Origin of the sequence: Kitasatospora phosalacinea (assembly GCF_000717185.1) — a bacterium.
Lineage (GTDB): Bacteria > Actinomycetota > Actinomycetes > Streptomycetales > Streptomycetaceae > Kitasatospora > Kitasatospora phosalacinea_A.
In genome coordinates this window covers 128,716-151,678 of sequence record NZ_JNYE01000002.1, presented here as the reverse complement: position 1 = coordinate 151,678, position 22,963 = coordinate 128,716, and the positions used below count along the sequence as shown (strand labels likewise).

Genomic DNA, 22,963 nt, shown 5'->3' with positions numbered 1-22,963 from the left:
CCGGCTGTGGCGGACCGACCGTCACAGCCAGCCGTGCTCGCGGGCGATCCGGACCGCCGCGTGGCGGTTCTCCGCGCCCAGCTTGCCCGCCGCCGAGGACAGGTAGTTGCGGACCGTGCCCGGCGAGAGCGCGGCCCGCTCGGCGATCTCGGCGACCGACGAGCCGTCCGCGGCCAGCTCCAGCACGTCCGTCTCGCGCGGCGTCAGCGGGGAGTCGCCCGCGCTGATCGCCTCCGCGGCCAGCTCCGGGTCCACGTAGCGGCCGCCCGCCCGGACGGTGCGGATGATCCCGGCCAGGTCCGAGGCGGAGACCGTCTTCGGCAGGAAGCCGCGCACCCCGACCTCCAGGGCCCGCTTCAGGTAGCCCGGGCGTCCGTGCCCGGTCACGATCATCACCCGGCACTCCGGCAGCCGGTGGCGCAGCTCCGCGGCCACCTCCAGGCCGTCCAGGCCCGGCATCTGCAGGTCCAGCACCGCCACGTCCGGGCGGTGCGCGGCCGCCATCGCCAGCGCCTCCGGGCCGGAGGCCGCCTCGGCGACCACCGCCAGGTCGTCCTCCAGCGCGAGCAGCGCCGCCAGGGCGCCGCGGATCAGGTGCTCGTCGTCCGCGAGCAGTACCCGCACCCGGTCGGTCATTTCTCGAACTCCACGGTCTCGATCGGTAGTTCGGCGGTCAGTCGGAACCGCCCGGGGCCGCCGCCGGCCGTGCTCAGGGTGCCGCCGTGCGCGGCCAGCCGCTCGCCCAGGCCGCGCAGGCCGCTGCCCGCGCCCTCCGCGCGCGGCGGCGGCACGGCCGGGACGCCGTCGTTCTCCACCTCCAGCAGCGCGGTGCCGCCCGAGACCCGCAGCCGGAACCGGCAGTTCGCCGCCTCCGAGTGCCGCAGCACGTTGGTCGCCGCCTCCCGCACCACCCAGCCCAGCACCGACTGCGCCGCGGCGGGCAGGCCGTCCGCGCCGGACAGCTCGGTGCGGCAGTCGACGTTCGCGGCGCGCAGCACCGAGGCGGCGCCGGACAGTTCGGTGTGCAGCTCGACGGTGCGGTAGCCGCGCACCACCTCGCGCACCTCGCGCTGCGAGTCCTGCGCGATCCGCTGCACCTCGGTCATCTGGTCCACCGCCTCGGGCCGCCCGCGGTGCGCCAGCTGCACGGCCAGCTCGCTCTTCAGCGCGATGGTGGCCAGGTTGCGGCCCAGCACGTCGTGCAGGTCCCGGGAGAACCGCAGCCGCTCCTCGGCGACCGCGAGGCGGGCCTGCGCCTCCCGGGCGGCGTCCAGCTCCCACACCACCTTCGCGTTCCAGGCCGAGCCGCGGGCGGTGCAGGAGGCGATCGCCGCCCCGAACAGGCAGCCCACCGACATCCCGGCCACGGACCCGGGGGAGGCGCCCGTCAGCAGCAGCGGCAGCGCGAGCAGCAGCAGGCCCGCCGCGGCCGCCACGGCCGTCTCCAGGGCCGGGAGCGCGACCGCGGTGGTGGCGATCCAGAAGACCATCGTCAGGAGCGAGACCGTCAGGGGGAGCGAGCCGCCCGCCCCCTCCAGCGGCGGACCGAGCAGCAACGCCGCCGCCGAGACGGCCACCGACACCGCGCCCGCCACCACCACCCGGGCGTAGGGGCGGGGCCGCCGACCCAGGTAGGCGTCCAGCCCGCCGCGGACCAGCACCGCGTTCAGCGCCGCCGCCAGCAGCGAACCGGCCGCGCCCGCCGCCAGCTCCGCCTCCGACACCTCGCCGCGGCCGACGCTCCCGCCGACCAGGCCGAGCGTCGCCACCGGCTGCATCACCGCCACCGCGTACAGCGACCAGCGCACGTACAGCTCGTTGCGCTGCGGCTTGGACAGCGCCCGCCAGCGGCGGATCGGTCGCGGCCTGCTCATCCGCACGGTGCGGCCCCCCGTCGTTCCCGGTGATCGTCGGACGAATCTAGCGGCGCGGCTCCCAGCGGAACCAGCGGCGGGCCGCCCAGGCCGCCGCGCCCGCCCAGGCCGCGGCCAGCAGCAGCGGCAGGGCGGCCTCGCCCCACGTCCCGGCGAAGCCCGCGGACGGGCCGGTGCCGTCGGTGCCGAGCCAGCCGATGTGCAGGAGCTGGAGCGCGGGGGTGGTCGGGAGCAGGCGGCAGAGGTTCGCCACGGTGTCCGGCATCGACTCCAGCGGGACCATCAGACCGGAGCCGAACTGGGCGGCCAGCATCAGCGGGAGGGTGGTGATGCCGGCCGTCTCGACCGTCCTGGTGACCGCGCTGGACAGCGCGGCCAGCGCGGTCAGCAGCAGCGCGGACAGCAGCAGCCCGGCCAGCAGCAGCAGCGGGTTCGCGGGCGCCCGCAGGCCGTCGAGCAGCACGAGGCCGCCGACGCCCAGCAGCAGGCACTGGAGCAGCGCCAGCCCGATCGAGGGGACGGCGGTGCCGAGCAGGACCTCGCCGTCGGCGGCCTCGCCGGTGCGCAGCCGCTTCAGCACCAGCTCGTTGCGGCGGGCGGTGTAGGCGGTGGTCAGGTTGGTGTAGACGACCACCAGCAGGACGATGCCCATCGCGCTGGTGACCAGGTTGCCGTCCACGTCCAGGCCCGGGGTGTGGTCGGCGGCGGCCCGCAGGATCGAGCGGAGCGAGCCGACCAGGGCGAACGGCAGCACCAGGGCCAGGAACACCGCGGTGCGGTTGCGGCGCAGCAGGGTGGTCTCGGCCCGGCCGAGGGCCAGCAGCCGGGAGAGCGGGGTGAGGGCGGCGGGAGCGGCGGCCGGGGCGGCGGGGGCGGTCATGCGGCACTTCCGAGGGTCTCGGGGCGGGCGGGGACGGCGGACGGGCCGACGTTCGGGCCGGCGGACGGGTCGGCGTCCGGCCCGGACGCGGCGACGGCGAGGAAGGCCTCCTCCAGCGAGGCGCTGCGGGCGTCCAGCCGGGCCAGTTCGACCCGGTGGCGGGCGGCCCAGCCGAGCAGCTCGGTGAGGGTGCCCTGGAGGTCGGGGGTGCGCAGCAGCACCCGGCGGCCGTCCAGTGCGGTGCTGGTGCCGGGCAGCGGGGGCAGTTCCAGGGCGGCGTGCGCGCCGGTGCGCTCGGGCAGTTCGAAGGCGATCCGGGCGGGGTGCGCGGCCAGCACCTCGGCGACGGTGCCGCCGGTGACCACCCGGCCGTGGTGCATGATCGCCAGCCGGTCGGCCAGTTCCTCGGCCTCCTCCAGGTAGTGCGTGGTGAGCACCACCGTCGTCCCGGCCGACCGCAGTTCGCGGATCAGCCGCCACACCGCGGCCCGGGCCTCCGGGTCCAGGCCGGTGGACGGCTCGTCCAGGAACAGCACCTCCGGGCGGCCGAGCAGGGCCATCGCCAGGTCGAGCCGCCGCCGCTCGCCGCCGGACAGCTGCTTGACCCGCACCGCGCGCCGGGGCAGCAGGCCGAGCAGGTCGAGCGCCTCGTCCACCGCCCGGGCGCCGGTGGTCAGGCCCGCCCAGCAGCGGCCGGTCTCGGCGAGGGTCAGTTCGCCGGGGAAGCCGCCCTCCTGCAGCATGATGCCGATCCGCGGGCGCAGCGCGGCCCGCTCCCGGCGCGGGTCCAGACCGAGCACCCGGACCTCGCCCGCGCTCGGCGCGGCCAGGCCCTCCAGCACCTCCAGGGTGGAGGTCTTGCCCGCGCCGTTGGTGCCCAGCAGGGCGAACAGCTCGCCGGGGGCGACGTCGAGGTCCAGGCCGCGGACGGCCTCGAAGCCGCCGGAGCCGGACGGTCCGTAGCGGCGGTGCAGCCCGCGGGCCGCGACGGCGGGGCGGGGACGGCTGGTGTCGGTCATGGCTCCAGCCTCCCGGCGGCCGGGGCCCGCCGGTAGTGCGGGCCGTCACCGGGCGCCGGTGCGGCCGCACGGGTCGGCGGTGACAAATGTCATCGGCCCGTGCCCCGGGCCCGCGCCGCGCGGTGCCGCGGGAACGCCGAAGGCCCCCCTCGGTGGAGGGGGGCCTTCGGGACCGGAGCGGACGACGAGATTCGAACTCGCGACCCTCACCTTGGCAAGGTGATGCTCTACCAACTGAGCCACGTCCGCAGGTATGGACTTGTACTGCAACAGTCTTTCACGCTGACTGCGAGCGGACGACGAGATTCGAACTCGCGACCCTCACCTTGGCAAGGTGATGCTCTACCAACTGAGCCACGTCCGCACGGTGCCTGAGCACCGGCCGCCCCGCTCGGGTTCCCCCGGTTGCGGCGACGAGAAATACTCTACAACATCGATCGGCCTGCTCGCCCCACCCTTCCCCGGCGGCGTGGCCGGGGAGGGGCGGCGGGCCCGCGACGGGCCCGTGGCGACAGGTCAGTTCTCCTCGGCGAACGCCTCGTACACGTGCTTCGGGATGCGGCCGCGGGCGGGCAGCTCGTGCCCGTTGGACTGCGCCCACTTGCGGACGGCGGCCGGGTCCGGGGTGAGGGCGGTGCGGCGGAAGGACTTTCCGCTGCGGCTCTGCCGCCGGCCGGCGGCGACGAACGGAGCGAGGGCCTCCCGGAGCTTTTCCGCGTTGTCGGCGGACAGGTCGATCTCGTACGACTTCCCGTCCACGCCGAAGTGAACGGTTTCCGCGGCGGTGCCGCCGTCCAGATCGTCGGAGAGCGTGACGACTACACGCTGAGCCATGGGTGTCAATCCTCTCGGGCAATTCGGCCGTCGGGGGTCTCGGATGCCCCGCCGGTCCGCTGGGCCGGGACCGCGGCATCCGCCGGCGGGCAGGGGAGCCCACGCCGAGATGCGGCGCGTTCGGCTGCCGGTCGCCCTATTCTGCACCCGAGGGACGGTGAAATCGTAGAGTTGGGGATTCCTTTTTTCCGGATATTCACGGGCTTCCCCCCGGTGCCGATACCCGGACCCATAGCCAGGTCCATAGCCGGGCCCATACGCCCGTTGATACCCGCCCGTTGCAGACGGGATTAAAGCGGCGAAATCGGATGCCCGGGAGGGGAGTCGGGGGCTCGGGACCCTTGGGGCGTAAGGGGTGTGGGTCTACGCGCGTTACCACTGGTGGCCCGCAAGGCGGCCCCGGGGCCCAGGTAGTCTGGAGTTCCCCCGCCTTCACGCAATCACCACCGGGAGTGCCAGTGGCACGCGTCGTAGTCGACGTCATGCTCAAGCCGGAGATCCTCGACCCCCAGGGCCAGGCGGTGCAGCGTGCACTGCCGCGTCTCGGGTTCGCCGGGATCGCCGACGTCCGCCAGGGCAAGCGTTTCGAACTGGAGCTGGAGGGGCCGGTCGACGACGCCGCGCTCGCCCGCATCCGCGAGGCCGCCGAGACCTTCCTCGCCAACACCGTGATCGAGGACTTCACCGTCCGCGTCGAGGAGGAGGGCAAGTGACCACCCGTGTCGGCGTCGTCACTTTCCCCGGTTCCCTCGACGACCGCGACGCCCAGCGCGCGGTCCGCCTGGCCGGCGCCGAGCCGGTCGCCCTCTGGCACCGTGACAAGGATCTCCACCAGGTCGACGCGGTCGTCCTGCCCGGCGGATTCTCCTACGGCGACTATCTGCGCTGCGGTGCCATCTCCCGCTTCTCCCCGGTGATGGACACCGTCATCGAGCAGGCGAAGCTCGGAATGCCGGTCCTCGGTATCTGCAACGGCTTCCAGGTGCTGTGCGAATCGCACCTGCTGCCCGGCGCGCTCACCCGGAACGACTCGCTGCACTTCATCTGCCGCGACCAGAAGCTCCGCATCGAGAACGCCGGGACGGCCTGGACCCGGGATTACTCGGCCGGCCAGGAAATCGTCGTTCCGCTGAAGAACGGCGAGGGCCGGTTCGTCGCCGACGAGCGCGTCCTCGACGAGCTGGAGGCGGAGGGCCGGGTCGTGGCCCGGTACCTGGATGTGAACCCGAACGGTTCGTACCGCGACATCGCCGGCATCACCAACGCGGCAGGCAATGTCGTCGGCCTGATGCCGCACCCGGAGCACGCCGTGGAGCCGCTCACCGGCCCGACCACCGAGGGCCTGGGCTTCTTCACTTCCGTCCTGAAGCAGCTGGTGAACGCCTGATGAGCCTCGACACGGTAAAGAACGCCGAGCAGACCCCGGACGCCGGTCAGCCCTGGGCCGAACTCGGCCTCAAGGAGGACGAGTACGCGCGGATCCGGGAGATCCTGGGCCGCCGCCCGACCGGCGCCGAGCTCGCCATGTACTCGGTGATGTGGTCGGAGCACTGCTCGTACAAGAGCTCCAAGGTCCACCTCAAGCAGTTCGGCGAGAAGGCCCCCGAGAACGACGCGATGCTCGTCGGCATCGGCGAGAACGCCGGCGTCGTGGACGTCGGCCAGGGCTACGCGGTCACCTTCAAGGTCGAGTCGCACAACCACCCGTCGTACATCGAGCCCTACCAGGGCGCGGCCACCGGCATCGGCGGCATCGTGCGCGACATCCTGGCGATGGGCGCCCGCCCGGTCGCCGTGATGGACCCGCTGCGCTTCGGTGCGGCCGACCACCCGGACACCCGGCGCGTGCTGCCCGGGATCGTCGCGGGCATCGGCGGCTACGGCAACTGCCTGGGCCTGCCGAACATCGGCGGCGAGGTCGTCTTCGACTCCTGCTACCAGGGCAACCCGCTGGTCAACGCGCTCTGCGTGGGCGTGATGAAGCACGAGGACATCCACCTCGCGCAGGCCTCCGGCCCCGGCAACAAGGTCATCCTGTACGGCGCCCGCACCGGCGGCGACGGCATCGGCGGCGTCTCGGTGCTCGCCTCGGAGACCTTCGACGCGACCGGCCCGGCCAAGCGCCCCGCCGTCCAGGTTGGCGACCCGTTCCAGGAGAAGCTCCTCATCGAGTGCACCCTGGAGATCTTCAAGGAAGACCTCGTCGCGGGCATCCAGGACCTCGGCGGTGCCGGCCTGTCCTGCGCGACCAGCGAGCTCGCGAGCGCCGGCACCGGCGGCATGCGGATCGAGCTGGACACCGTGCCGCTGCGCGACCACACGCTCTCTCCCGAGGAGATCCTCATGAGCGAGTCGCAGGAGCGCATGTGCGCGATCGTCGAGCCCGGCAAGGTCGACCGCTTCCTGGAGATCTGCGAGAAGTGGGACGTCATCGCCACCGTCATCGGCGAGGTGACCGACGGCGAGCGCCTGGAGATCTTCTGGCACGGTGAGCTGGTCGTCGACGTGCCGCCGCGCACCGTCGCCCACGAGGGCCCGACGTACCACCGCCCGTTCGCCCGCCCGTCCTGGCAGGACGCCCTGCAGGCCGACGCCCCGACCGCTTCCCGCCTTGCGCGACCGGCGAACGGCGCGGAGCTGAAGGACGCGCTGCTGAAGGTGGCCGGCTCGCCGAACCAGGCCTCCAAGGCGTGGATCACCGACCAGTACGACCGCTACGTGCTGGGCAACACGGTGCTCGCCACCCCCGAGGACTCCGGCATGATCCGGATCGACGAGGAGACCAACCTCGGCGTCTCGGTCGCCACCGACGGCAACGGCCGCTACACCAAGCTGGACCCGTACGCGGGCGCCCAGCTGGCCCTGGCCGAGGCGTACCGGAACGTCGCGGCGGGCGGCGCCAAGCCGCTCGCGGTCTCCGACTGCCTCAACTTCGGCTCCCCCGAGGACCCGGACGTGATGTGGCAGTTCGCCGAGGCCACCCGCGGCCTGGCCGACGCCTGCCAGGTGCTCGGCACCCCCGTCACCGGCGGCAACGTCTCGCTGTACAACCAGACCGGCGACGTCGCCATCCACCCGACCCCCGTGGTCGCGGTGCTCGGCGTCATCGACGACGTCACCCGGCGCACCCCGGTCGGCTTCGCCGAGGAGGGCCAGCTGCTCTACCTGCTCGGCGACACCGCCGACGAGCTGGGCGGCTCCGCCTGGTCGCAGGTCGTGCACGGCCACCTGGGCGGCCTGCCGCCCAAGGTCGACCTGGAGCGCGAGCGGCTGCTCGGCGAGATCCTGATCGCCGCCTCCCGCGACGGCATGGTCGACGCCGCGCACGACCTCTCCGACGGCGGCCTCGCGCAGGCCCTGGTGGAGAGCTGCCTCAAGGGCGGCAAGGGCGCCCGCGTGGTCGTCCCCGAAGGCACCGACCCGTTCGTGTTCCTGTTCTCCGAGTCCGCCGGTCGCGCCGTGGTGGCCGTCCCGCGCAGCGAGGAGCTCCGGTTCAACGACATGTGCGGCGCCCGCGGCCTGCCCGCGGCCCGGATCGGCGTGGTGGACGGCGAGGCGCTGGAGGTGCAGGGCCAGTTCACCGTGACCCTGGCCGAGCTGCGCGACGCCCACACCGGCGTCATCGAGGCGCTGCTCGCCTGACGGCTCGTCAACCCCGCGGGGCGGTTGGTCCGGTGCTCCCGGACCACCCGCCCCGCCGGGTTTTGTACGCTGCGGGCATGCCCACCGTGAAGCCCCGAACCCACGACCCGGTGAAGGTGCGCGCCGCACTCGCCGGGCAGCTCGACGCGATCGCCGCCGCCGTCCGCGCCCTGGACGACGCCCGGTTGGCCCGCCCCACCCGGCTGGGGGAGTGGCGGGTGCGCGAACTCGTCGCCCACCTCGGCATGGTGGCCAGCTGGGTGCCGCTGCACCTGCACGACCCGCTGCCGCCGCAGGCCCCGATCACCCCGCTGCACTGGGCCGCGAACACCCGCACCGCGGCCGCCGCGATCAACTCCACCGCGGTCGAGCTGGTGGCCGAGCAGTTCGCCGGGGACGCCGCCCAGGTGTCCGGTGAACTCGACCGGCAGATCGGCGAGTTGTGGAAGGCCCTGGACAGCGACGAGGGGCGGGAGCCGGGCCGGGTCATCCCGATGCGGTTCGGCCCGATGCCGCTGGCGGACTTCCTGGTCACCCGGCTGGTCGAGACGGTGGTGCACGCCGACGACCTGGCCGCCGCGCTGGGCCTGGACGCCTTCCCGCACGACCGGTTCGCGCTGGCCTCCACCGCCCGGCTGCTCGCCGACGCCTTCGCCGTCCAGGTGCCGGGCGGCGCGGTCGAGCTGCGCGTCCCGCCGTACGCGGTGGTGCAGGCCGTCGAGGGCCCCCGGCACACCCGGGGCACCCCGCCGAACGTGGTGGAGACCGACCCGCTGACCTGGATCCGGCTGGCCACCGGCCGCCTCGCCTGGGCCGACGTGCTGGACACCGCGCTCACCGCGAGCGGCGAGCGCAGCGACCTCTCCGGGTACCTGCCGGTGCTGGGCTGAGCGCGGGACTCCGCGGGGTGCCTCAGGGGACGGACGGGCCCCTGAGGTACGTCCCCTTCGCGTCGTAGGGCCAGGCGTTGGCGGTGCAGCCCTTGAGGCCGTAGATCTGCTGCATCATCGCGGGGGCGGGCTTGCCGGGGCCCGGGCAGGTCTCGTGGCCGTGGCCGATCCGGTGGCCGACCTCGTGGTTGACGATCAGGGCCCGGTAGTCGTCCAGGCTGCCGTCGAACTCCGGCGAACCGGTCAGCCAGCGCTTGGCGTTGACCACCACCTGCTTGCCGACGTCGCAGTTCACCTCGCCGCGGGTGTCCAGGCCGCCGGTCGCGCAGATCGCGTCGGCGGTGTCGGGGGAGGCGATCTTGACGGTGAAGTCGTAGGTGCCGGAGGAGACCAGCTGGAAGCTGTCCCGCCCGTCGGTGGTCCAGCTGCGCGGGTCGGACAGCACGGCCTGGACGGCGGCCGCGGCGGTGTTCGGGTCGATGCCGATGCCGTTCTCCACCTCCACCCGGTAGCGGCGCAGGACGCTGCCGGTCCCGACCCGGCCGCCGGAGGCACTGGCGGTGGTGAAGCTGCCGTCGCCGTGCTCGACGACCTCCGGCGGGGCGCTGCTCGGCGGCGCGGTGGACGGCGGGGCGGTGGACGGCGCGGGTCCGGACGCGGCCGGGCCCGGTGCGGCGGACTGCTCGGTCAGCGGCGGGACGGCCCGGGCCTGGGTGGTCGGCCCGGCGGAGGCCGTCCGCGGGGCGTCCGGGGACAGGGCGGCGTACCCGCCTGCGCCCAGGACGACGAGCAGCGCGGCGCAGCCCAGGACGACGGCCCGCTGCCGCCGTCGGCGGGCGGCCCGGCGGGACGACCGGTCGGTTGCGCGCATCTGGACTTCCTCGGGACGGCGGCGGGGCGGTACCGCGGTGCGGCGGCGCGTTCGAACGAACGTGCCCACCGTGAACATACGCGGTATGGCCCGGCGTGGTTCCCGGAACGTCCCGATCCGGAACGGTGCCCGGCCGGGGAGCGCCCAGAGGCCGCCGTCGGCTCAGTCGTTGCGGGCGGTGAGCGCCTCGGCGAGCTCGCGGATGCCCTGCTCGCGCTCGGCGGCGGTGTCGCCGTAGTCGTGGCTGTGGGTGAACGAGGCCCGCGGGAACGTCCGGGCCATCCACACCGAGCAGTAGTGGCCGGGCATGAAGCAGGCCTGCAGCTCGGTGTAGACCTCGACGACCTGCTCGCCGTCGACGCCCAGGGCCCGGGCGCGCTGCCAGAGCGCCTCCTCGGCGTGCAGGGCGAGGCCGCCGTCGGCGGTGAGGATCTGCGCCTCGCCCGCGGGGTCGAGGAACTTGAAGGCGGCGTAGCTCGGCACGCCGCGGGTGTGCCGGACGTCCTCCAGCACCCGGGGCCACCACAGCTCGTCGTCCTCGAAGGCGCGCAGGTCGGTGGCGCGCAGCCGGCTCTCGACGGTGCTGAACTCGGCGAAGACCTGGTCGGGGTCCTCGGCGGCGGCCAGTGCGGCCAGGGTGCGGTCGAGTTCGGCGAGCGAGGAGAGGAAGGCCTCCAGGCTGGTGTTCACCAGCACGGACGGCTCCTCCAGGTCGACGAAGACCGACCAGACGCGGCCCTGCGGGTCCAGGCACAGTTCGGAGCCCCGGTCGGTGCCGAGCCTGGCCCAGCGCTCCTCGCCGTTCCGCGGGCCCGGCCGGCCGCGGCCGACGGTGAGGTCGCCGAGGGCGAGGGCGTCCTCGGCCGCGGTGCGGAAGTAGGGGCCGACCTGCACCGGGAGCCCGGTGGCGGCCAGCAGCGCGGCCGCCTCGGCGGGCGCGTCGGTGCGGGCGAACTCGGCAGCGTCCGGGCGGCGGAGGCCGTCGGGGCCGAAGCGTTCGATCAGGCGCTGGGCGAGTGCTGCGGTCATGGCAGCAGTGTATGCGCGGGGCGTCGGGTCGGGTGCGGGCCGGTGACAACCGGCGGATCGGTGCGATGATGCGGTGGGCGCCCGTTTCCGGGGCGGCAACTGCGCTGAGCAGGACGGGGGTTGACGTGAGCGACATCGTGCACGACTACGACAGTGTGGATCGGGCCGCGGCCCACCTCGAACAGATGCACACGAAGCTGAGCTCCAAGAAGCGCAAGCTCGGCGACGGCCACGCGCGGGCGAAGGCGGCCGGGCGCGGCGACCGGCTGGGCGAGGTGGTCTCCAGGGCCGCCAGCACCGCCCTGCAGAGCGTCGAGGGCGCCATCGACAAGCTGGCGGAGCACGCCTCGCAGGCCTCCAAGGGCCTGCGGAAGACCAACCAGAACCACCGCGAGCACGACGAGCGCCTCGGCCAGGAGCTCCAGCGCCTCACCGCCCGCGGGAGCACGCCGGGCAGCCCCGGCGGTCCGGGCGGTTCGGACCGCGGCCGCCCCAAGTACTACATCCACGACGACGGCCGGGTCCAGGAGATCAAGAACGGCAAGCTCCACGACCTGGACCCGAAGGACAAGTCCGGCATCCACGACCTCGTCGACCCCAAGACGGGCAAGGCCAAGGGCCCTTCCAAGGACAAGATGGGGAAGGACTACAACGCCAGCGAGGACCCGTCCAAGCCGAACGAGAAGGTCACCAGCAACAAGATCAGCGCGCCGACCGAGCTCTCCAGCGCGGTGGAGGAGGCCCGGCGGGCCGAGAAGAACTACGGCGGCAAGAACTACGCGTCGCTCCACTACCAGGACACCAAGAACGACCACGACTTCATCCTGGTCGGCCGCAGCAGCAACCTCCGCAGCCACTCCGAGCGGTCGATCGGCAAACCGCTGCTCGACGGCAAGGAGGGGAACGTCCAGGCGCTCTACACGGAACGGGCGCCCTGCCAGGCGACCGCGAACTGCGAACGCTGGCTGGAGCGCCACTTCACGTCGAAGAACTCCGACCTGGCGGTCTCGCACGGCGTCGAGTACGACAGCGGCCTGCCGCAGAAGGACCGCGACTGGGCCCACAAGGCGTACCTCGCCCAGCTGAAGCAGGACCACGCGGCGGGCGACTACGGCGGCACCATGGGCAGTCACGACTTCGACGCGCAGGGCCAGCAGAACAAGGCCGCCGCCGAGGCCGCCGCCGAGGCGAAGGCGAAGCAGGAGGCGGACGGCGAGCGTCCGCCCAAGCGGGCCCGGAAGGGCAAGTAGAGTCGGTGACCCGGACGGGAGGAGCGACAAGTGCTGGTATCGGTTGACTGGGAGGGCATCGCCGAGGAGGCGACGCCGGGCGACCTGCTCCGGCTGCGGCCGGACGCCGCCGCGCGGATCTGGCCGGACCCGGAGGACGCCCGGTTCGCCGTGCGGTTCGGAGTGCCGTACTCCGACGGGCTGTTCCGGATCCTGCCCGACCTGGCGGAGCGGGACCCGGCGAGCCCGGAGACGGCCTTCGCCGAGGAGGTCGGCCCGGAGCCGGTCGACACCCCGCACGGCAGGATGCAGCCGCTGGGCGAGCTCTACCAGGCGGACGTCTACGTCCGGCTCGACGACGGCACGATCTGGGTCTCGGACCCGGACGCGGAGGTCGAGTACGAGCTGATCCACCAGGACCTCTCCTCGCTGAGCTACCTGGTGTACAAGGTCGCCGTCGAGAAGCCGCTCCCGGAGGAGGACCCGACGCCCCACGACTGGGCCGAGGTCGAGGAGATCATCCGCGAGGACGTGACCGCCTGGGACCGCCTGCCGTTCGAGAGCGGGGCGCAGTTCTGGAACGCGTACATGGAGTCCTACCCGATGCTGTGACCGCGGTACGGGCCCGGGCCCGAACCCGGGCTCGGGCTCGGGCCCGGGCCCCGCGCGGCGCCCGACGCGCCGTCAGGCGCCGCGCGGGGGCGGCACGCTCCCCGACGGGGCCGCGCCGTGGTTCGCGGCCGCCCCGCTCACCACGTTCTGCCCGAACTGCCGGGCGGCGCCCGCCGGGTCGTCGGCGTAGCCCTTCACCTGGTCGACGGACTGCTGCACGCCGTCCTTGAAGCCGTCCACCCCGGCCTTCGCGGTGCGGTTCAGGTCGATCCCGTCCTGGGCGCCCACCGCGTTCATCGCCAGCTGCACCACCAGGTCCTGCGCCATGGTGCCGAGCGCCGCGAAGACCGGGCCCTCGACCAGCGACATCAGTTCCGACAGCAGCTGCTGCTCGGCCTCCTTGAGGAGGCGTTTGACGATGATCCTGGTCGCCTGGGTGGCGCCGACCGCGCCCAGCTCGGACAGCCCGAGGGTGAACGGCGCGGCCGCCTGGGCGGCGATCAACTCGGCCGCCATGATCCCGAGTTGGACGATGGCGGCGATCTTGGCGCCGGTGATCACCACCGCCGCGCCGTCCAGCCCGAAGGCGAACACCTCCAGCGCCTGGCCGACCTGCGGCAGGTGGGTGCCGACGACCTTGTCGAACTGGGCCCGGAACGCGTCCGCGGCCGCGCCCTGGTTCAGCTCCATCAGGCCGCCCACCGCGCTCGACAGGGCGTCCCGGTCCTCGGCCAGCGAGGAGGCGAGCTCGCGGAGCTCGTCCGCCATCGCCCGGTACTCGTCCTCGTCCACGTTGGGCCAGTTGATCCCGATCAGGTCGAGCACCCAGGCGAGCTCGTCCGGCAGTACGACGCCCATGCGTCCCCCTCTCCCCGTTTCCCGGTGACGACTATTCAGGCTGCGACGAGATCCGGTCAACTCCCTTGCCCCGGCGGGCCCCGGCGGTGGGTAGGCTCCGGAGCGGACAGCGACGAGGACAGGACGGGACGGGGGCCACGGATGGAAGAGCACCGGATACCGCCGCTGCGGGCCGGGCGCAGGGCCGCGGGCGCGGCCCTGCTCGGCTGGCTGGGGGACGCGCGGGCGCCGCGCCTGTGCCGGGTCACCGGCTCCCCGGGCAGCGGCCGCACGCACCTGCTGGCCTGGCTGGTGGCGGGCGGCACAGACCCCGCCGCCCCGCCGGGCCGCCGGGTCAACGCCTTCCTGCCCGCCGAGGGCTGCGGCGTCCGGGCCGCGGTCTGGCAGCTCGCCCGGCAGCTGGAGGTCTCCGCCCGCACCCCCGGGGAACTGCTCGACCGGCTGGCCGCGGACCCGCGGCCCACCGTGCTCTGCGTCCCCGACCTGGACCGGGCCGCCGACCCGGCCCGGCTGGTGGCCGAACTGCTCGACCCGCTGCTCGGGCTGCCGCACCTGCGGCTGGTGGTCGAGGCGACGGCGGACCTCGCGTTCACCGCGGTCGCCGAACCCGCCGAACTCGACCTGGACGACCCCCGCTGGACCGACCGCGCCCGCTGGGACGCCTGGTGCGGGCGCGAGGGCCACGACCCCGCCGGGTACCCGAACCCCGGGCGGGCGCTGGGCGCCGCGCCGCCCCCGCCGCCCGGCCCCGCCGAGCTGCTGGCCCGCGCCCCGCGCACCGCCACCGGCGCGCCCGACCTGCCCGCCGCCGGCCCGGAGCTGCTCACCGGCCTGTGGGCCGCCGCGGCCCGCTCCGGCGACCTCGGCCCGCTCGCCGCCGACCCGCTGCTGTACGTGCTCGCCGAGCCGGTCGCCGTCACCACCGCCCTGGAGGCCGCCGCCCCGGGCGCCGCCCCCGCCGCCCTGGACGCTGCCTGGCGGGCCGCCGGACCGGCCCTGGTCGACACCCCCGAGCCCGCCGTCCGGGCCCACCAGCTGCGCACCCGGCTGCTCGGCACCGAGCCCGCCGACCCCGCCGCGGCCCTCGCCGCCGACCGCCTCGCCGCCGCCCCCGGCCGCTGGGCCGCCCGCTGGGCCCGCCGCGGCCCCGCCCCGGCCGCCACCGCCCCCGGCGCCGGACCGCTCCGCGGCCGCTGGCTGCTCGCCGACGCCACCGGCGCGGTGCACGCGCTCTCCCCGGCCGACGGCGCCGTCCTCGGCCGGATCGCCGTCCCCGGCCCCAAGCCGCTGCGCGCCCTCGCCGCCACCCCCGGCGGCAGCCTGGTCCTGCTGGACGCCTGGGGCGGCACCGAACTGCTCACCCCCGGCCCCACCGGCCCCGGCCTGGAGCCGTACGCCCTGGACGAGGCGCTGGCCCGGCTGGCCGCCGCCGTCGACGGCGAGGCGCTCGTGCTGGCCGCCTCCCCCGACCTGCCCGACGCCGCCCCGGCGCTCGGCGACAGCGGCGGCGGCGTGCACTGGTACCGGCCCGGCGGCGGGGTGCTCGGCGAGAAGCTGCACACCGGGCCGGTCACCGCGCTGGCGGTCGGTACGGCGGCGCCCGGCGTCCCGCTGCTGGCCAGCGGGGGCCTGGACGGCGCCGTCCGGCTCTGGGGGCCGGGCTCCGCGCCGATGCCCGAGCCCGCCGACCACCGGCCCTGCCCGGTCACCGCGCTCGCCCTCGACGCCGGCCCGGACGGGCCGGTGCTGGCCGTCGCCTGGGCGGACGGCCTGGTCCGGGTCCGCCGCCCGCAGCGGCCCGACGGCGTGCTCGACCTGCGCCTGGGCTCCCCGGCCACCGGCCTCTCACTGGCCGGCGGCGTCCTGCTGGCGGGCCTGGACGACGGCCCGGTCGCCCTCGACCTGCGGGACTGACCCGCCCGGACACGCGGACGGGCCGCCCCCCGCGCGGGGAGCGGCCCGTCTCGTCCGGGCCCTGCGTCCTAGTGCTCCTGCTTGAGCACGGTGTACGCCTCGGCGCTGCTGTCCTTCAGGAACTGCCAGCAGCGGGCCTCCTCCTCGGTCTCCTCGATCGCCCCGGCGGCCCGGGCGAGCGCCGCCAGGCAGCGCAGGAAGCCGCGGTTGCCGCGGTGCTCCCACGGCACCGGGCCGTGGCCCTTCCAGCCGTTGCGGCGCAGCGCGTCCAGGCCGCGGTGGTAGCCGGTGCGGGCGTAGGCGTAGGACTCCACGGTCCGACCGGCGGTGAAGGCGTCGTCCGCCAGCATCGCCCAGGCCAGGCAGAACGTCGGGTACTCCGCGGCGACCTGGGTGGGCGAGGCCGACTCCTCGGCGAGCATCCGGTACGGCTGCTCCTCCTCGGGGAGGAGGGTCGGCGCGGGGCCGTCGAGCAGGTTCTTGTGCATCTCCATGGTGTGCCAGTCTGCCATCCGGGCCCGCGGGACGGCCGGGGGCGGCCGGGGGCGGCCGGGCCCGGACGTGCCGGTGCCCCCGCACCCGGGCGTTCCGGGGGCGGGGGCACCGTGGAGCGGCAGCGCCCTACTTCATGCGCTTGCCGGCCGAGCGCAGCTGCTGCGCGGCCTCGGTGACGCGGTGGGCCATGCCGGCCTCGGCCAGCTTGCCCCAGGTGCGCGGGTCGTAGGTGTTCTTCTTGCCGACCTCGCCGTCGACCTTCAGCACGCCGTCGTAGTTGCGGAACACGTGGTCCACGACGGGGCGGGTGAAGGCGTACTGGGTGTCGGTGTCGAGGTTCATCTTGACGACGCCGTTCTCCAGCGCGGTCAGGATCTCCTGCTCGGTGGAGCCGGAGCCGCCGTGGAAGACGAAGTCGAACGGGTCCTGCTTGCCGTACTTCTTGCCGATCTCGGCCTGGAGGTCGGCGAGCAGCTCCGGACGCAGCACCACGTTGCCGGGCTTGTACACGCCGTGCACGTTGCCGAACGAGGCGGCCAGCAGGTAGCGGCCCTTCTCGCCCAGGCCGAGCGCCTCGGCGGTGCGCACCGCGTCGGCGACGGTGGTGTACAGCTCGTCGTTGATCTCGTGGGTGACGCCGTCCTCCTCGCCGCCGGTCGGGGTGATCTCGACCTCGAGGATGATCCTGGCGGCGGCGGCCTGGGCCAGCAGCTCCTGGCCGATGGCCAGGTTGTCGGCCAGGGTCTCGGCCGAGCCGTCCCACATGTGCGACTGGAACAGCGGGTTCTCGCCGCGGGCCACGCGCTCGGCGGAGACCGCCAGCAGCGGGCGGACGTAGCCGTCCAGCTTGTCCTTCGGGCAGTGGTCGGTGTGCAGCGCCACGGTGATGTCGTACTTGGCCGCGACGATGTGCGCGAACTCGGCCAGCGCGACCGCGCCGGTCACCATGTCCTTGTTGTGCTGACCGCCCAGGAACTCCGCACCACCCGTGGAGATCTGGACGATGCCGTCGCTCTCGGCCTCGGCGAAGCCGCGCAGCGCGGCGTGCAGGGTCTGCGTCGAGGTGACGTTGATGGCCGGGTAGGCGAACTTGCCTGCCTTGGCCCGGTCGAGCATCTCGTTGTAGGCCTCGGGAGTTGCGATGGGCATGCGGATCCGCTCCTGTCGGTGTGGGGCGATCGGACGACGCTGTCCGAAGGCTCGATACGCCTGTGGTTCACGACATCGGTGCGGTACGAGCGAGAGAGGGTGGCAGCTCGACCGCGGGCCGGACACCTCGGCCATCCTCCCAGACTCCCCCTCGGGACACACCCAGCGGCCCGCCACTTGGGACGGCGACCCCTCCGGCGGCCCGGGACGGGACGGTTCGGGCCCATCTGTTAAGGCTTCGCAAAGCAGTACGGGCTATCCTGCGCCCGTGGACCAACACCTCCAGCTCGCCGTCAACGTACTCAGCGCCAAGTCGCTCATCGCCTCCGTCGGCGTCATCGGGATCCTGGCGATCGTCTTCGCCGAGACCGGCCTGCTGGTCGGGTTCTTCTTCCCCGGTGACTCGCTGCTGATCCTGGCCGGCGTCGCCTCCTCCAGCGCCGCCGCCAAGATCCTCGGCGAAGACGCCCAGTTCAGCATCGTCGCCCTGTTGATCGGCGCCCCGCTGTGCGCCATCGCCGGGGCCCAGCTCGGGCACCTGCTCGGCCAGAAGATCGGCCCGCGGATGTTCGACAAGCCGAACTCGAAGATCTTCCGGCCCGAGTACGTGGAGAAGGCCGAGGAGTACTTCGAGAAGTTCGGCCCGGCCAAGGCCGTGGTCATGGCCCGCTTCATCCCGATCGTGCGGACCTTCCTCAACCCCGTCGCCGGCACCCTGCAGATGCCCGCCCGGACCTTCTTCCTCTGGAACGTCGTCGGCGGCGTGCTGTGGACCGAGGCGATGCTGCTGATCGGCTACTTCGCCGGTGACCAGCTCGCCGGGGTGATCGACAAGTACCTGCTGCTCGCGACGGTGCTGATCGTCCTGCTCTCGGTCTCGCCGATCGCCGTCGAGGTGATCCGCGAGCGGCGGAAGAAGAAGGGCGTCCCGACGGACGGCCCCGGCGCGGACAGCGAGCCGGTCTCCAGCGGCCGCCACCGCAAGAGCTGAGCACGACGGAGAGGGCCCCGACCACCGGGTGGTGGTCGGGGCCCTCTCCGTCGTTCCACGCGGGGTTGTTCCACGCGGGAGCCGTCGTTCCACGCGGGAGCCGTTGTTCCACGTGGAACGGAGTGCCGCGGACTCAGCCGCTCACAGCCCCAGGTCGTCCAGGGTGTACGCGGTGACGTACGGCAGGCCCGCCTCGGCGATCGCCGGGGCCGCGCCGCGCTCCACGATCACCGCGACGCCGACCACCTCGGCGCCCGCCTCGCGCAGCGCCTCGACCGCGGTCAGCACCGAGCCGCCGGTGGTCGAGGTGTCCTCCACCGCCAGCACCCGGCGGCCCTTCACGTCCGGGCCCTCGATCCGGCGCTGCAGGCCGTGCGCCTTGCCCGCCTTGCGGACCACGAACGCGTCCAGCTTCCGGCCGCGGGCCGCCGCCGCGTGCAGCATCGCCGCGGCCACCGGGTCGGCGCCCAGGGTCAGGCCGCCCACCGCGTCGAACTCCAGGTCCGCGGCCGCGTCCAGCATCACCTTGCCGACCAGCGGCGCCGCCTCGGCGTCCAGCGTGATCCGGCGCAGGTCCACGTAGTAGTCGGCCTCCCGGCCGGAGGAGAGGGTGACCTTGCCGTGCACGACGGCCTTGTCCTTGATCTGCGCCAGCAGGGCGTCGCGGTCGTTGCTCATGGACAGCCAGCTTAGTGGGTGCCCGGCAGGCCGCTCAGCGCCGCCGCAGGGCCCGGACCAGCACCACCGCGCCGCCGATCAGCGCCACCCCGCCGCCGATCATCCACGGCAGCGCGCTGCGGTCGCCGTGCGCGCCCGGCAGCAGCGTCGGCTCCGCGCCGCCCCAGCGGGAGGCGGCCCGGGCGCGGGCGCTGTGGGCGGGCAGGGCGGGCGCGTACCGGCCGTGCGGCGGGGCGTGGTCGACCTCCTCGGCGGAGCGGCCGACGATGCTGCGCCGCACCGGGGCGCCCTCCTGGTCGTACCCGGCGGGCTCCGGGCGCGGGGCGGCCGGGACGGGGGCGGGCAGGTCGTCCGCGTCGTCGAAGGAGATCAGGTCGGACAGGTCGTCGTCCAGGTCCTGGCCGCGGTCGCGGTCGTCCAGGAAGACCACGGTTGCGCCCTCCGCCGGGTCGCCGTCCGACTCCTCGTCGTCGTCGTGCTCGGCGGGCTCGGACAGCTCGGCGACCAGCGCCGCCACCGCCCGGTCGATCAGCCGGCGGCCGGTCGACTCCAGCGCCTCGTCCTCGAAGCCGGCCAGCCGCCCGGACGCGGTCAGGGCGGCGGTGAAGCGGATCGCGGTCTCGCCGGTCCGCTCGGCCAGGGTGATCCGCAGCTCGGCGGCGACCGGGGCCGCGCCGCGGATCTCCTCGCCGCTCAGCCGCAGGTCGAGCGCGTCGCCCTGCCAGACGCCGACGGTCAGCCGACCGGCGAAGGTGATGGTGGACCCGGCGATCCGGACCCTGAGCCGGCTGTCCGCCTCCGCGGACGCCGACGCGACCGCGCTCAGCCCCGGCACGCAGCGGGCCACCAGCTCGCGGTCCACCAGCGCCTCCCGGACCACCTCGGCGGGCACCGGGACGACAACCTCATGCTCCATACCGGCGAGCCTACCGACCGCCCGCCGCCGTGCCGAGTCCTCCACGCGAAGCCGGGACGACCAACCCGCCAATGGACGCACCGCGCACCCGGAGCACGGGCCCCGGCCCCTCGCCGCCCGCACCGAACTCCCCGGCGCGGGAAGCGCTTTCAGGGCCCGGACGGGACGGGACGGGACGGGAGGGGCGGGGACGGGCGGCGAGCGGCCGGGCGGCCGGGCGGGGGCGTCCCGGGGGCGGGGAGCGCTCCGGGGCCCCGGCGCGGGCCGGGACGGTCGGCCGTCGGCGAGGTGCCGGGCCCGGGCGTCCGTCCGGGGCTGCTCCGGTCGGGCCCGCCGTCGCCGGTGCGGGCAGGGGCGGTCGTTCCGCTCGGCGGCCGGGTGCCCCGTGGGTGCGCGGGCGCGCGGGGGCGGGCGCCGTCAGGGGCCGAGCAGGGTGTGCGGCGGCGGCAGCGGGGACGGGCGGGCGGCCGCCAGGCGGGCCCCGGAGGCCCGCAGGGCGGGCACGGTGAGCGAGCGCGGGGCCGGGGCGTCCGGGGCCAGGTCCAGGACGGGGACGGCGCGGGCGGCCAGCAGGAACGCCGGGGCGGGGCCGGGCCGCCCGCAGTCCGCGGCGGCCGGGGCGCCGCCCTGGTAGGCGACGGCGGCCAGGCCGACGGCGCCCAGGCCGGACTCGGCCGTCCACAGCCCGTCGTCCGGCGCCCCGGCCCGGACCGCCAGCCGCCCCGCCGGGGCGAGCCGCCGGGCGGCCAGGCCGAAGAACTCGCGGGAACGGTACTTGCCGCCCTCGGCCGCGCCGTCCAGGTCCGAGACGATCACGTCGAAGCGGTCCGCGGAGCCGCGCAGCCAGCCCATCGGCTCGGCCCGCAGCAGCCGCACCCGCGGGTCGTCGAAGGCGTGCCCGGTGAGCGCGGCGAGCGCGGCGTCCCGGCGGGCCAGCGCGGGCAGCGCCGGGTCGCGCTCGACCACCAGCACGCTGCGCACCGCCGGGTGGCGCAGCACCTCGCGCAGCGCCAGGCCGTCGCCGCCGCCCAGCACCAGCACCCGCCCGCTCGGCCCGACGGCCAGCGCGGGGCGCACCAGCGCCTCGTGCTCCCGGTACTCGCCGGGGCCGCAGACCGCCAGCCGGCCGTCCAGGAACAGCTCCAGCGGCGGGGCGGTGCGCTGCCGGGGCACCCGGGGCGCGTCCTCGGCGGAGGGCTCCCCGGCGGGGGCCTCCCCGGCCGGGGCCGTCGGGCCGCCGGTCAGCACGATCTCCTGGTAGCGGCTCTGGGCGGCGAACCGGATCGGGCCGCCGTACAGCGCCTGCCGGGCGGCGCGCTCGATCGCGCCGGTGCAGGCGGCGGCCAGCGCGAGCAGGGCCAGCACCAGGCCGCAGCCCGTCCACAGCAGCAGGCGGGTGCGCGGGGCGGGCTCGGCGCGGAACAGCCAGAGCACCACGACGGCGCCCGCCACCGCGTTCACCGCGCCGGTCAGCAGCGCCCCGGCGGTCTGGCCGAGGGCGGGCAGCAGCACGAACGGGAAGGCCAGGCCGCCGACCAGCGCGCCCACGTAGTCGGCGGCGAACAGGTCGGCGACGGCGCGGCCGGCGTGCTCCCGGCGGATCCGCTGGATCAGCGTCATCAGCAGCGGGATCTCCGCGCCGATCAGCAGGCCGATCAGCACGGTGGCGGCGATCAGCGCCACCAGGGTGGCGCGCGGCTGGTGCAGCCAGGCCCAGCCGCAGTACAGGGCGAGCGCGGACAGGCCGCCGACCAGCGACAGCGCGTACTCGACCAGGGCGAAGGAGGTGGCCGGGCGGCGGGTGAGGCCCTTGGCGAGCAGCGAGCCGACGCCCATCGCGAACACCATCACCGAGAGCACCACGGAGGTCTGGGTGACCGAGTCGCCCAGCAGGTAGCCGCCCAGGGCGACCAGTTCGAGCTCGTACACCAGGCCGCAGGCCGCGCAGACGAACGCGGCCAGCAGGACCAGCACGCGGGCCGGGCGGGGGGCCAGGGCCAGCGGTACGGCGCCGCCGGCCCGGACCGCGCCGCCGGGGCCCGCGGCGCGGGGGGCGGTGGGCCGGGGGGCGGCCGCGGGCGGGGGAGCGGTGGCGTCCGGAGCCGGCTGCGCGGGCCGTCCGACCGGGTGGTTGATCATGAATGAACGCTAGGCGAGAGCCCGGGTGAATGGCTGCACCCATCCGGGGGACAGGCCGGGGTGCCGGGTTGACGCCGGCTCACCACCCCACCTGCGCCGGTGCGGCCGCTGCGGTGGCCGCGGCCGACGCGGCGGCGCCGTCGGCGGCCCGGGAGGTTTCGGGGCGGCCGGTGCCGGGCAGCGAGAGCGAGGACCGGGTGCACACCAGCCGGCCCTCCTGCGGGTAGGCGTGCCAGGTCCGCCAGTGCACCCGGCGGTCCTCGCAGTGCGCGACCAGGGCGGTGAAGGCGCTCGGGTCGCCCGGGAAGACGCCCGCCAGCGCCCGCGGGTGCCCCTCGACCAGGGCCAGCAGCTCCTGCGCCCGGGCCGCGAACACGTGCGGCGGCAGCTCCTCGATCCGGGCGGCGAACTCGTACTCCCAGCCCGCCACCTGCTCCGCGACCCGGGCGGGCAGCGGGGTGCGGCGGCCCGGCAGGCAGGCCACCGTCTCCAGGCAGTCGCCCGGGCCGGCCGCCAGCACCACCTGGTGCGAGGCGCCCAGCAGCCGCAGCTGGAGGGTGCCCCGGAGGCCGTCCGGGGCACCGCAGGCGCCGTCGAGTCTGAGGTCGCGGACGGCCAGCGCGGGCAGCGGCTCGCCGCCCAGCTGCCAGGCCAGGTCGCCGGCGCGGGTGTCCGTGTAGGAGGTCTGCAGGGTGGTGAGCATGCTCGGCTCCGCGTTTCAGCTCCGTGCGCGCCCCCGCTGCGACCGGAGTCCGCCCTCATCCGTGAGGCTGTTCGAGACTGTCCGATCCGGGGCGCGGCCGACCGTGGAAGGAAGGATTCCGGCTGGAGATTCAGCAGCAGAGAAGCACGAATTCTCCGGGTCCGTCGGGGATTTACCCATGTTTGCCACTCATTCACCGTTCTGGGGCCCGTGTCCGACTGGGTGTGATCGGTCCCGAGT

At 74.9% G+C, this 22,963-nt stretch carries 22 protein-coding genes and 2 tRNA genes; 8 read left to right on the top strand and 16 right to left on the bottom strand.

Annotation, left to right across the window (positions count from 1 at the left end; all coding sequences use genetic code 11):
* Positions 1–21: 21 nt before the first annotated feature.
* The 7 genes from OO57_RS01755 to OO57_RS01725 form a co-directional block, all read right to left on the bottom strand.
* Positions 22–636 (bottom strand): response regulator transcription factor, encoded by a 615-nt coding sequence (locus OO57_RS01755; protein ID WP_033250397.1) that lies wholly within the window; start codon positions 634–636, stop codon positions 22–24.
* Entirely contained in the window at positions 633–1,874 is a 1,242-nt protein-coding gene (locus OO57_RS01750) for a sensor histidine kinase (protein ID WP_051776353.1), read from the bottom strand. The genes OO57_RS01755 and OO57_RS01750 overlap by 4 nt, the downstream gene beginning before the upstream one ends.
* Positions 1,875–1,920: 46 nt before the next feature.
* Entirely contained in the window at positions 1,921–2,754 is an 834-nt protein-coding gene (locus OO57_RS01745; protein WP_033250396.1) for an ABC transporter permease, read from the bottom strand.
* Entirely contained in the window at positions 2,751–3,773 is a 1,023-nt protein-coding gene (locus tag OO57_RS01740) for an ABC transporter ATP-binding protein (RefSeq protein ID WP_033250395.1), read from the bottom strand. Before OO57_RS01740 ends, OO57_RS01745 begins: the two co-directional genes overlap by 4 nt.
* Before the next feature lie 176 nt (positions 3,774–3,949).
* Positions 3,950–4,022, bottom strand: a tRNA-Gly gene (locus OO57_RS01735).
* 42 nt (positions 4,023–4,064) lie between these two features.
* Positions 4,065–4,137: transfer RNA gene (locus OO57_RS01730), tRNA-Gly, on the bottom strand.
* A gap of 152 nt (positions 4,138–4,289) precedes the next feature.
* On the bottom strand, positions 4,290–4,607 hold the full coding sequence (locus tag OO57_RS01725; protein ID WP_033250394.1) for a histone-like nucleoid-structuring protein Lsr2: 318 nt from the start codon (positions 4,605–4,607) through the stop codon (positions 4,290–4,292).
* Between the two features lie 458 nt (positions 4,608–5,065).
* Here OO57_RS01725 and purS point away from each other — a divergent pair, with 458 nt between their 5' ends.
* The 4 genes from purS (at position 5,066) to OO57_RS01705 (ending at position 9,139) form a co-directional block, all read left to right on the top strand.
* Positions 5,066–5,320: a phosphoribosylformylglycinamidine synthase subunit PurS gene (purS, locus tag OO57_RS01720; protein WP_033250393.1), complete on the top strand. Its 255-nt coding sequence runs from the start codon at positions 5,066–5,068 to the stop codon at positions 5,318–5,320.
* Entirely contained in the window at positions 5,317–5,994 is a 678-nt protein-coding gene (gene purQ / locus OO57_RS01715) for a phosphoribosylformylglycinamidine synthase subunit PurQ (RefSeq protein ID WP_033250392.1), read from the top strand. Before purS ends, purQ begins: the two co-directional genes overlap by 4 nt.
* Complete coding sequence (gene purL / locus OO57_RS01710) at positions 5,994–8,249, top strand: phosphoribosylformylglycinamidine synthase subunit PurL (RefSeq protein WP_033250391.1); 2,256 nt, start codon at positions 5,994–5,996, stop codon at positions 8,247–8,249. The genes purQ and purL overlap by 1 nt, the downstream gene beginning before the upstream one ends.
* A 77-nt stretch (positions 8,250–8,326) precedes the next feature.
* The gene (locus tag OO57_RS01705) at positions 8,327–9,139 is read left to right on the top strand and encodes a maleylpyruvate isomerase family mycothiol-dependent enzyme (RefSeq protein ID WP_033250390.1); all 813 of its coding nucleotides are present in this window, start codon (positions 8,327–8,329) and stop codon (positions 9,137–9,139) included.
* A 22-nt stretch (positions 9,140–9,161) separates the two neighbouring features.
* Here the strand turns inward: OO57_RS01705 and OO57_RS01700 are convergent, their stop codons facing one another.
* Both OO57_RS01700 and OO57_RS01695 read right to left on the bottom strand, forming a co-directional pair.
* Positions 9,162–10,010: a DUF3152 domain-containing protein gene (locus tag OO57_RS01700; RefSeq protein WP_033250389.1), complete on the bottom strand. Its 849-nt coding sequence runs from the start codon at positions 10,008–10,010 to the stop codon at positions 9,162–9,164.
* A gap of 162 nt (positions 10,011–10,172) precedes the next feature.
* On the bottom strand, positions 10,173–11,039 hold the full coding sequence (locus OO57_RS01695; protein WP_033250388.1) for a nucleic acid/nucleotide deaminase domain-containing protein: 867 nt from the start codon (positions 11,037–11,039) through the stop codon (positions 10,173–10,175).
* Between the two features lie 125 nt (positions 11,040–11,164).
* Here OO57_RS01695 and OO57_RS01690 point away from each other — a divergent pair, with 125 nt between their 5' ends.
* Both OO57_RS01690 and OO57_RS01685 read left to right on the top strand, forming a co-directional pair.
* Entirely contained in the window at positions 11,165–12,289 is a 1,125-nt protein-coding gene (locus OO57_RS01690; RefSeq protein WP_033250387.1) for a nucleic acid/nucleotide deaminase domain-containing protein, read from the top strand.
* 30 nt (positions 12,290–12,319) lie between these two features.
* On the top strand, positions 12,320–12,880 hold the full coding sequence (locus OO57_RS01685) for an SUKH-4 family immunity protein (protein ID WP_033250386.1): 561 nt from the start codon (positions 12,320–12,322) through the stop codon (positions 12,878–12,880).
* A gap of 72 nt (positions 12,881–12,952) precedes the next feature.
* Here OO57_RS01685 and OO57_RS01680 read toward each other — a convergent pair whose 3' ends face one another.
* Positions 12,953–13,738 (bottom strand): hypothetical protein, encoded by a 786-nt coding sequence (locus OO57_RS01680; RefSeq protein ID WP_063737473.1) that lies wholly within the window; start codon positions 13,736–13,738, stop codon positions 12,953–12,955.
* Positions 13,739–13,879: 141 nt separating this feature from the next.
* Between OO57_RS01680 and OO57_RS39045 the strand changes: the two genes are divergently transcribed.
* Positions 13,880–15,652: a WD40 repeat domain-containing protein gene (locus OO57_RS39045; RefSeq protein WP_051776351.1), complete on the top strand. Its 1,773-nt coding sequence runs from the start codon at positions 13,880–13,882 to the stop codon at positions 15,650–15,652.
* A 68-nt stretch (positions 15,653–15,720) separates the two neighbouring features.
* Here OO57_RS39045 and OO57_RS01670 read toward each other — a convergent pair whose 3' ends face one another.
* Together OO57_RS01670 and fbaA are read right to left on the bottom strand one after the other, a co-directional pair.
* Positions 15,721–16,146, bottom strand: a complete 426-nt coding sequence (locus OO57_RS01670; protein ID WP_033250384.1) for a DUF3151 domain-containing protein — start codon at positions 16,144–16,146, stop codon at positions 15,721–15,723.
* A 127-nt stretch (positions 16,147–16,273) separates the two neighbouring features.
* Entirely contained in the window at positions 16,274–17,296 is a 1,023-nt protein-coding gene (gene fbaA / locus OO57_RS01665; RefSeq protein ID WP_033250383.1) for a class II fructose-bisphosphate aldolase, read from the bottom strand.
* A gap of 268 nt (positions 17,297–17,564) precedes the next feature.
* Here fbaA and OO57_RS01660 point away from each other — a divergent pair, with 268 nt between their 5' ends.
* Positions 17,565–18,287: a DedA family protein gene (locus OO57_RS01660; RefSeq protein WP_033250382.1), complete on the top strand. Its 723-nt coding sequence runs from the start codon at positions 17,565–17,567 to the stop codon at positions 18,285–18,287.
* Positions 18,288–18,428: 141 nt separating this feature from the next.
* On the opposite strand, the gene pyrE is transcribed toward OO57_RS01660, so the two are convergent.
* The 4 genes from pyrE to OO57_RS01640 all read right to left on the bottom strand — a co-directional run bounded on the left by pyrE (position 18,429) and on the right by OO57_RS01640 (position 22,723).
* The gene (gene pyrE / locus OO57_RS01655; protein ID WP_030905690.1) at positions 18,429–18,965 is read right to left on the bottom strand and encodes an orotate phosphoribosyltransferase; all 537 of its coding nucleotides are present in this window, start codon (positions 18,963–18,965) and stop codon (positions 18,429–18,431) included.
* Positions 18,966–18,999: 34 nt separating this feature from the next.
* Positions 19,000–19,881 (bottom strand): CoxG family protein, encoded by an 882-nt coding sequence (locus tag OO57_RS01650; protein ID WP_081973394.1) that lies wholly within the window; start codon positions 19,879–19,881, stop codon positions 19,000–19,002.
* 417 nt (positions 19,882–20,298) lie between these two features.
* Complete coding sequence (locus OO57_RS01645; RefSeq protein ID WP_081973393.1) at positions 20,299–22,020, bottom strand: hypothetical protein; 1,722 nt, start codon at positions 22,018–22,020, stop codon at positions 20,299–20,301.
* A 79-nt stretch (positions 22,021–22,099) separates the two neighbouring features.
* Positions 22,100–22,723, bottom strand: a complete 624-nt coding sequence (locus OO57_RS01640; RefSeq protein WP_051776347.1) for a DUF2617 family protein — start codon at positions 22,721–22,723, stop codon at positions 22,100–22,102.
* Between the last annotated feature and the right edge of the window lie 240 nt (positions 22,724–22,963).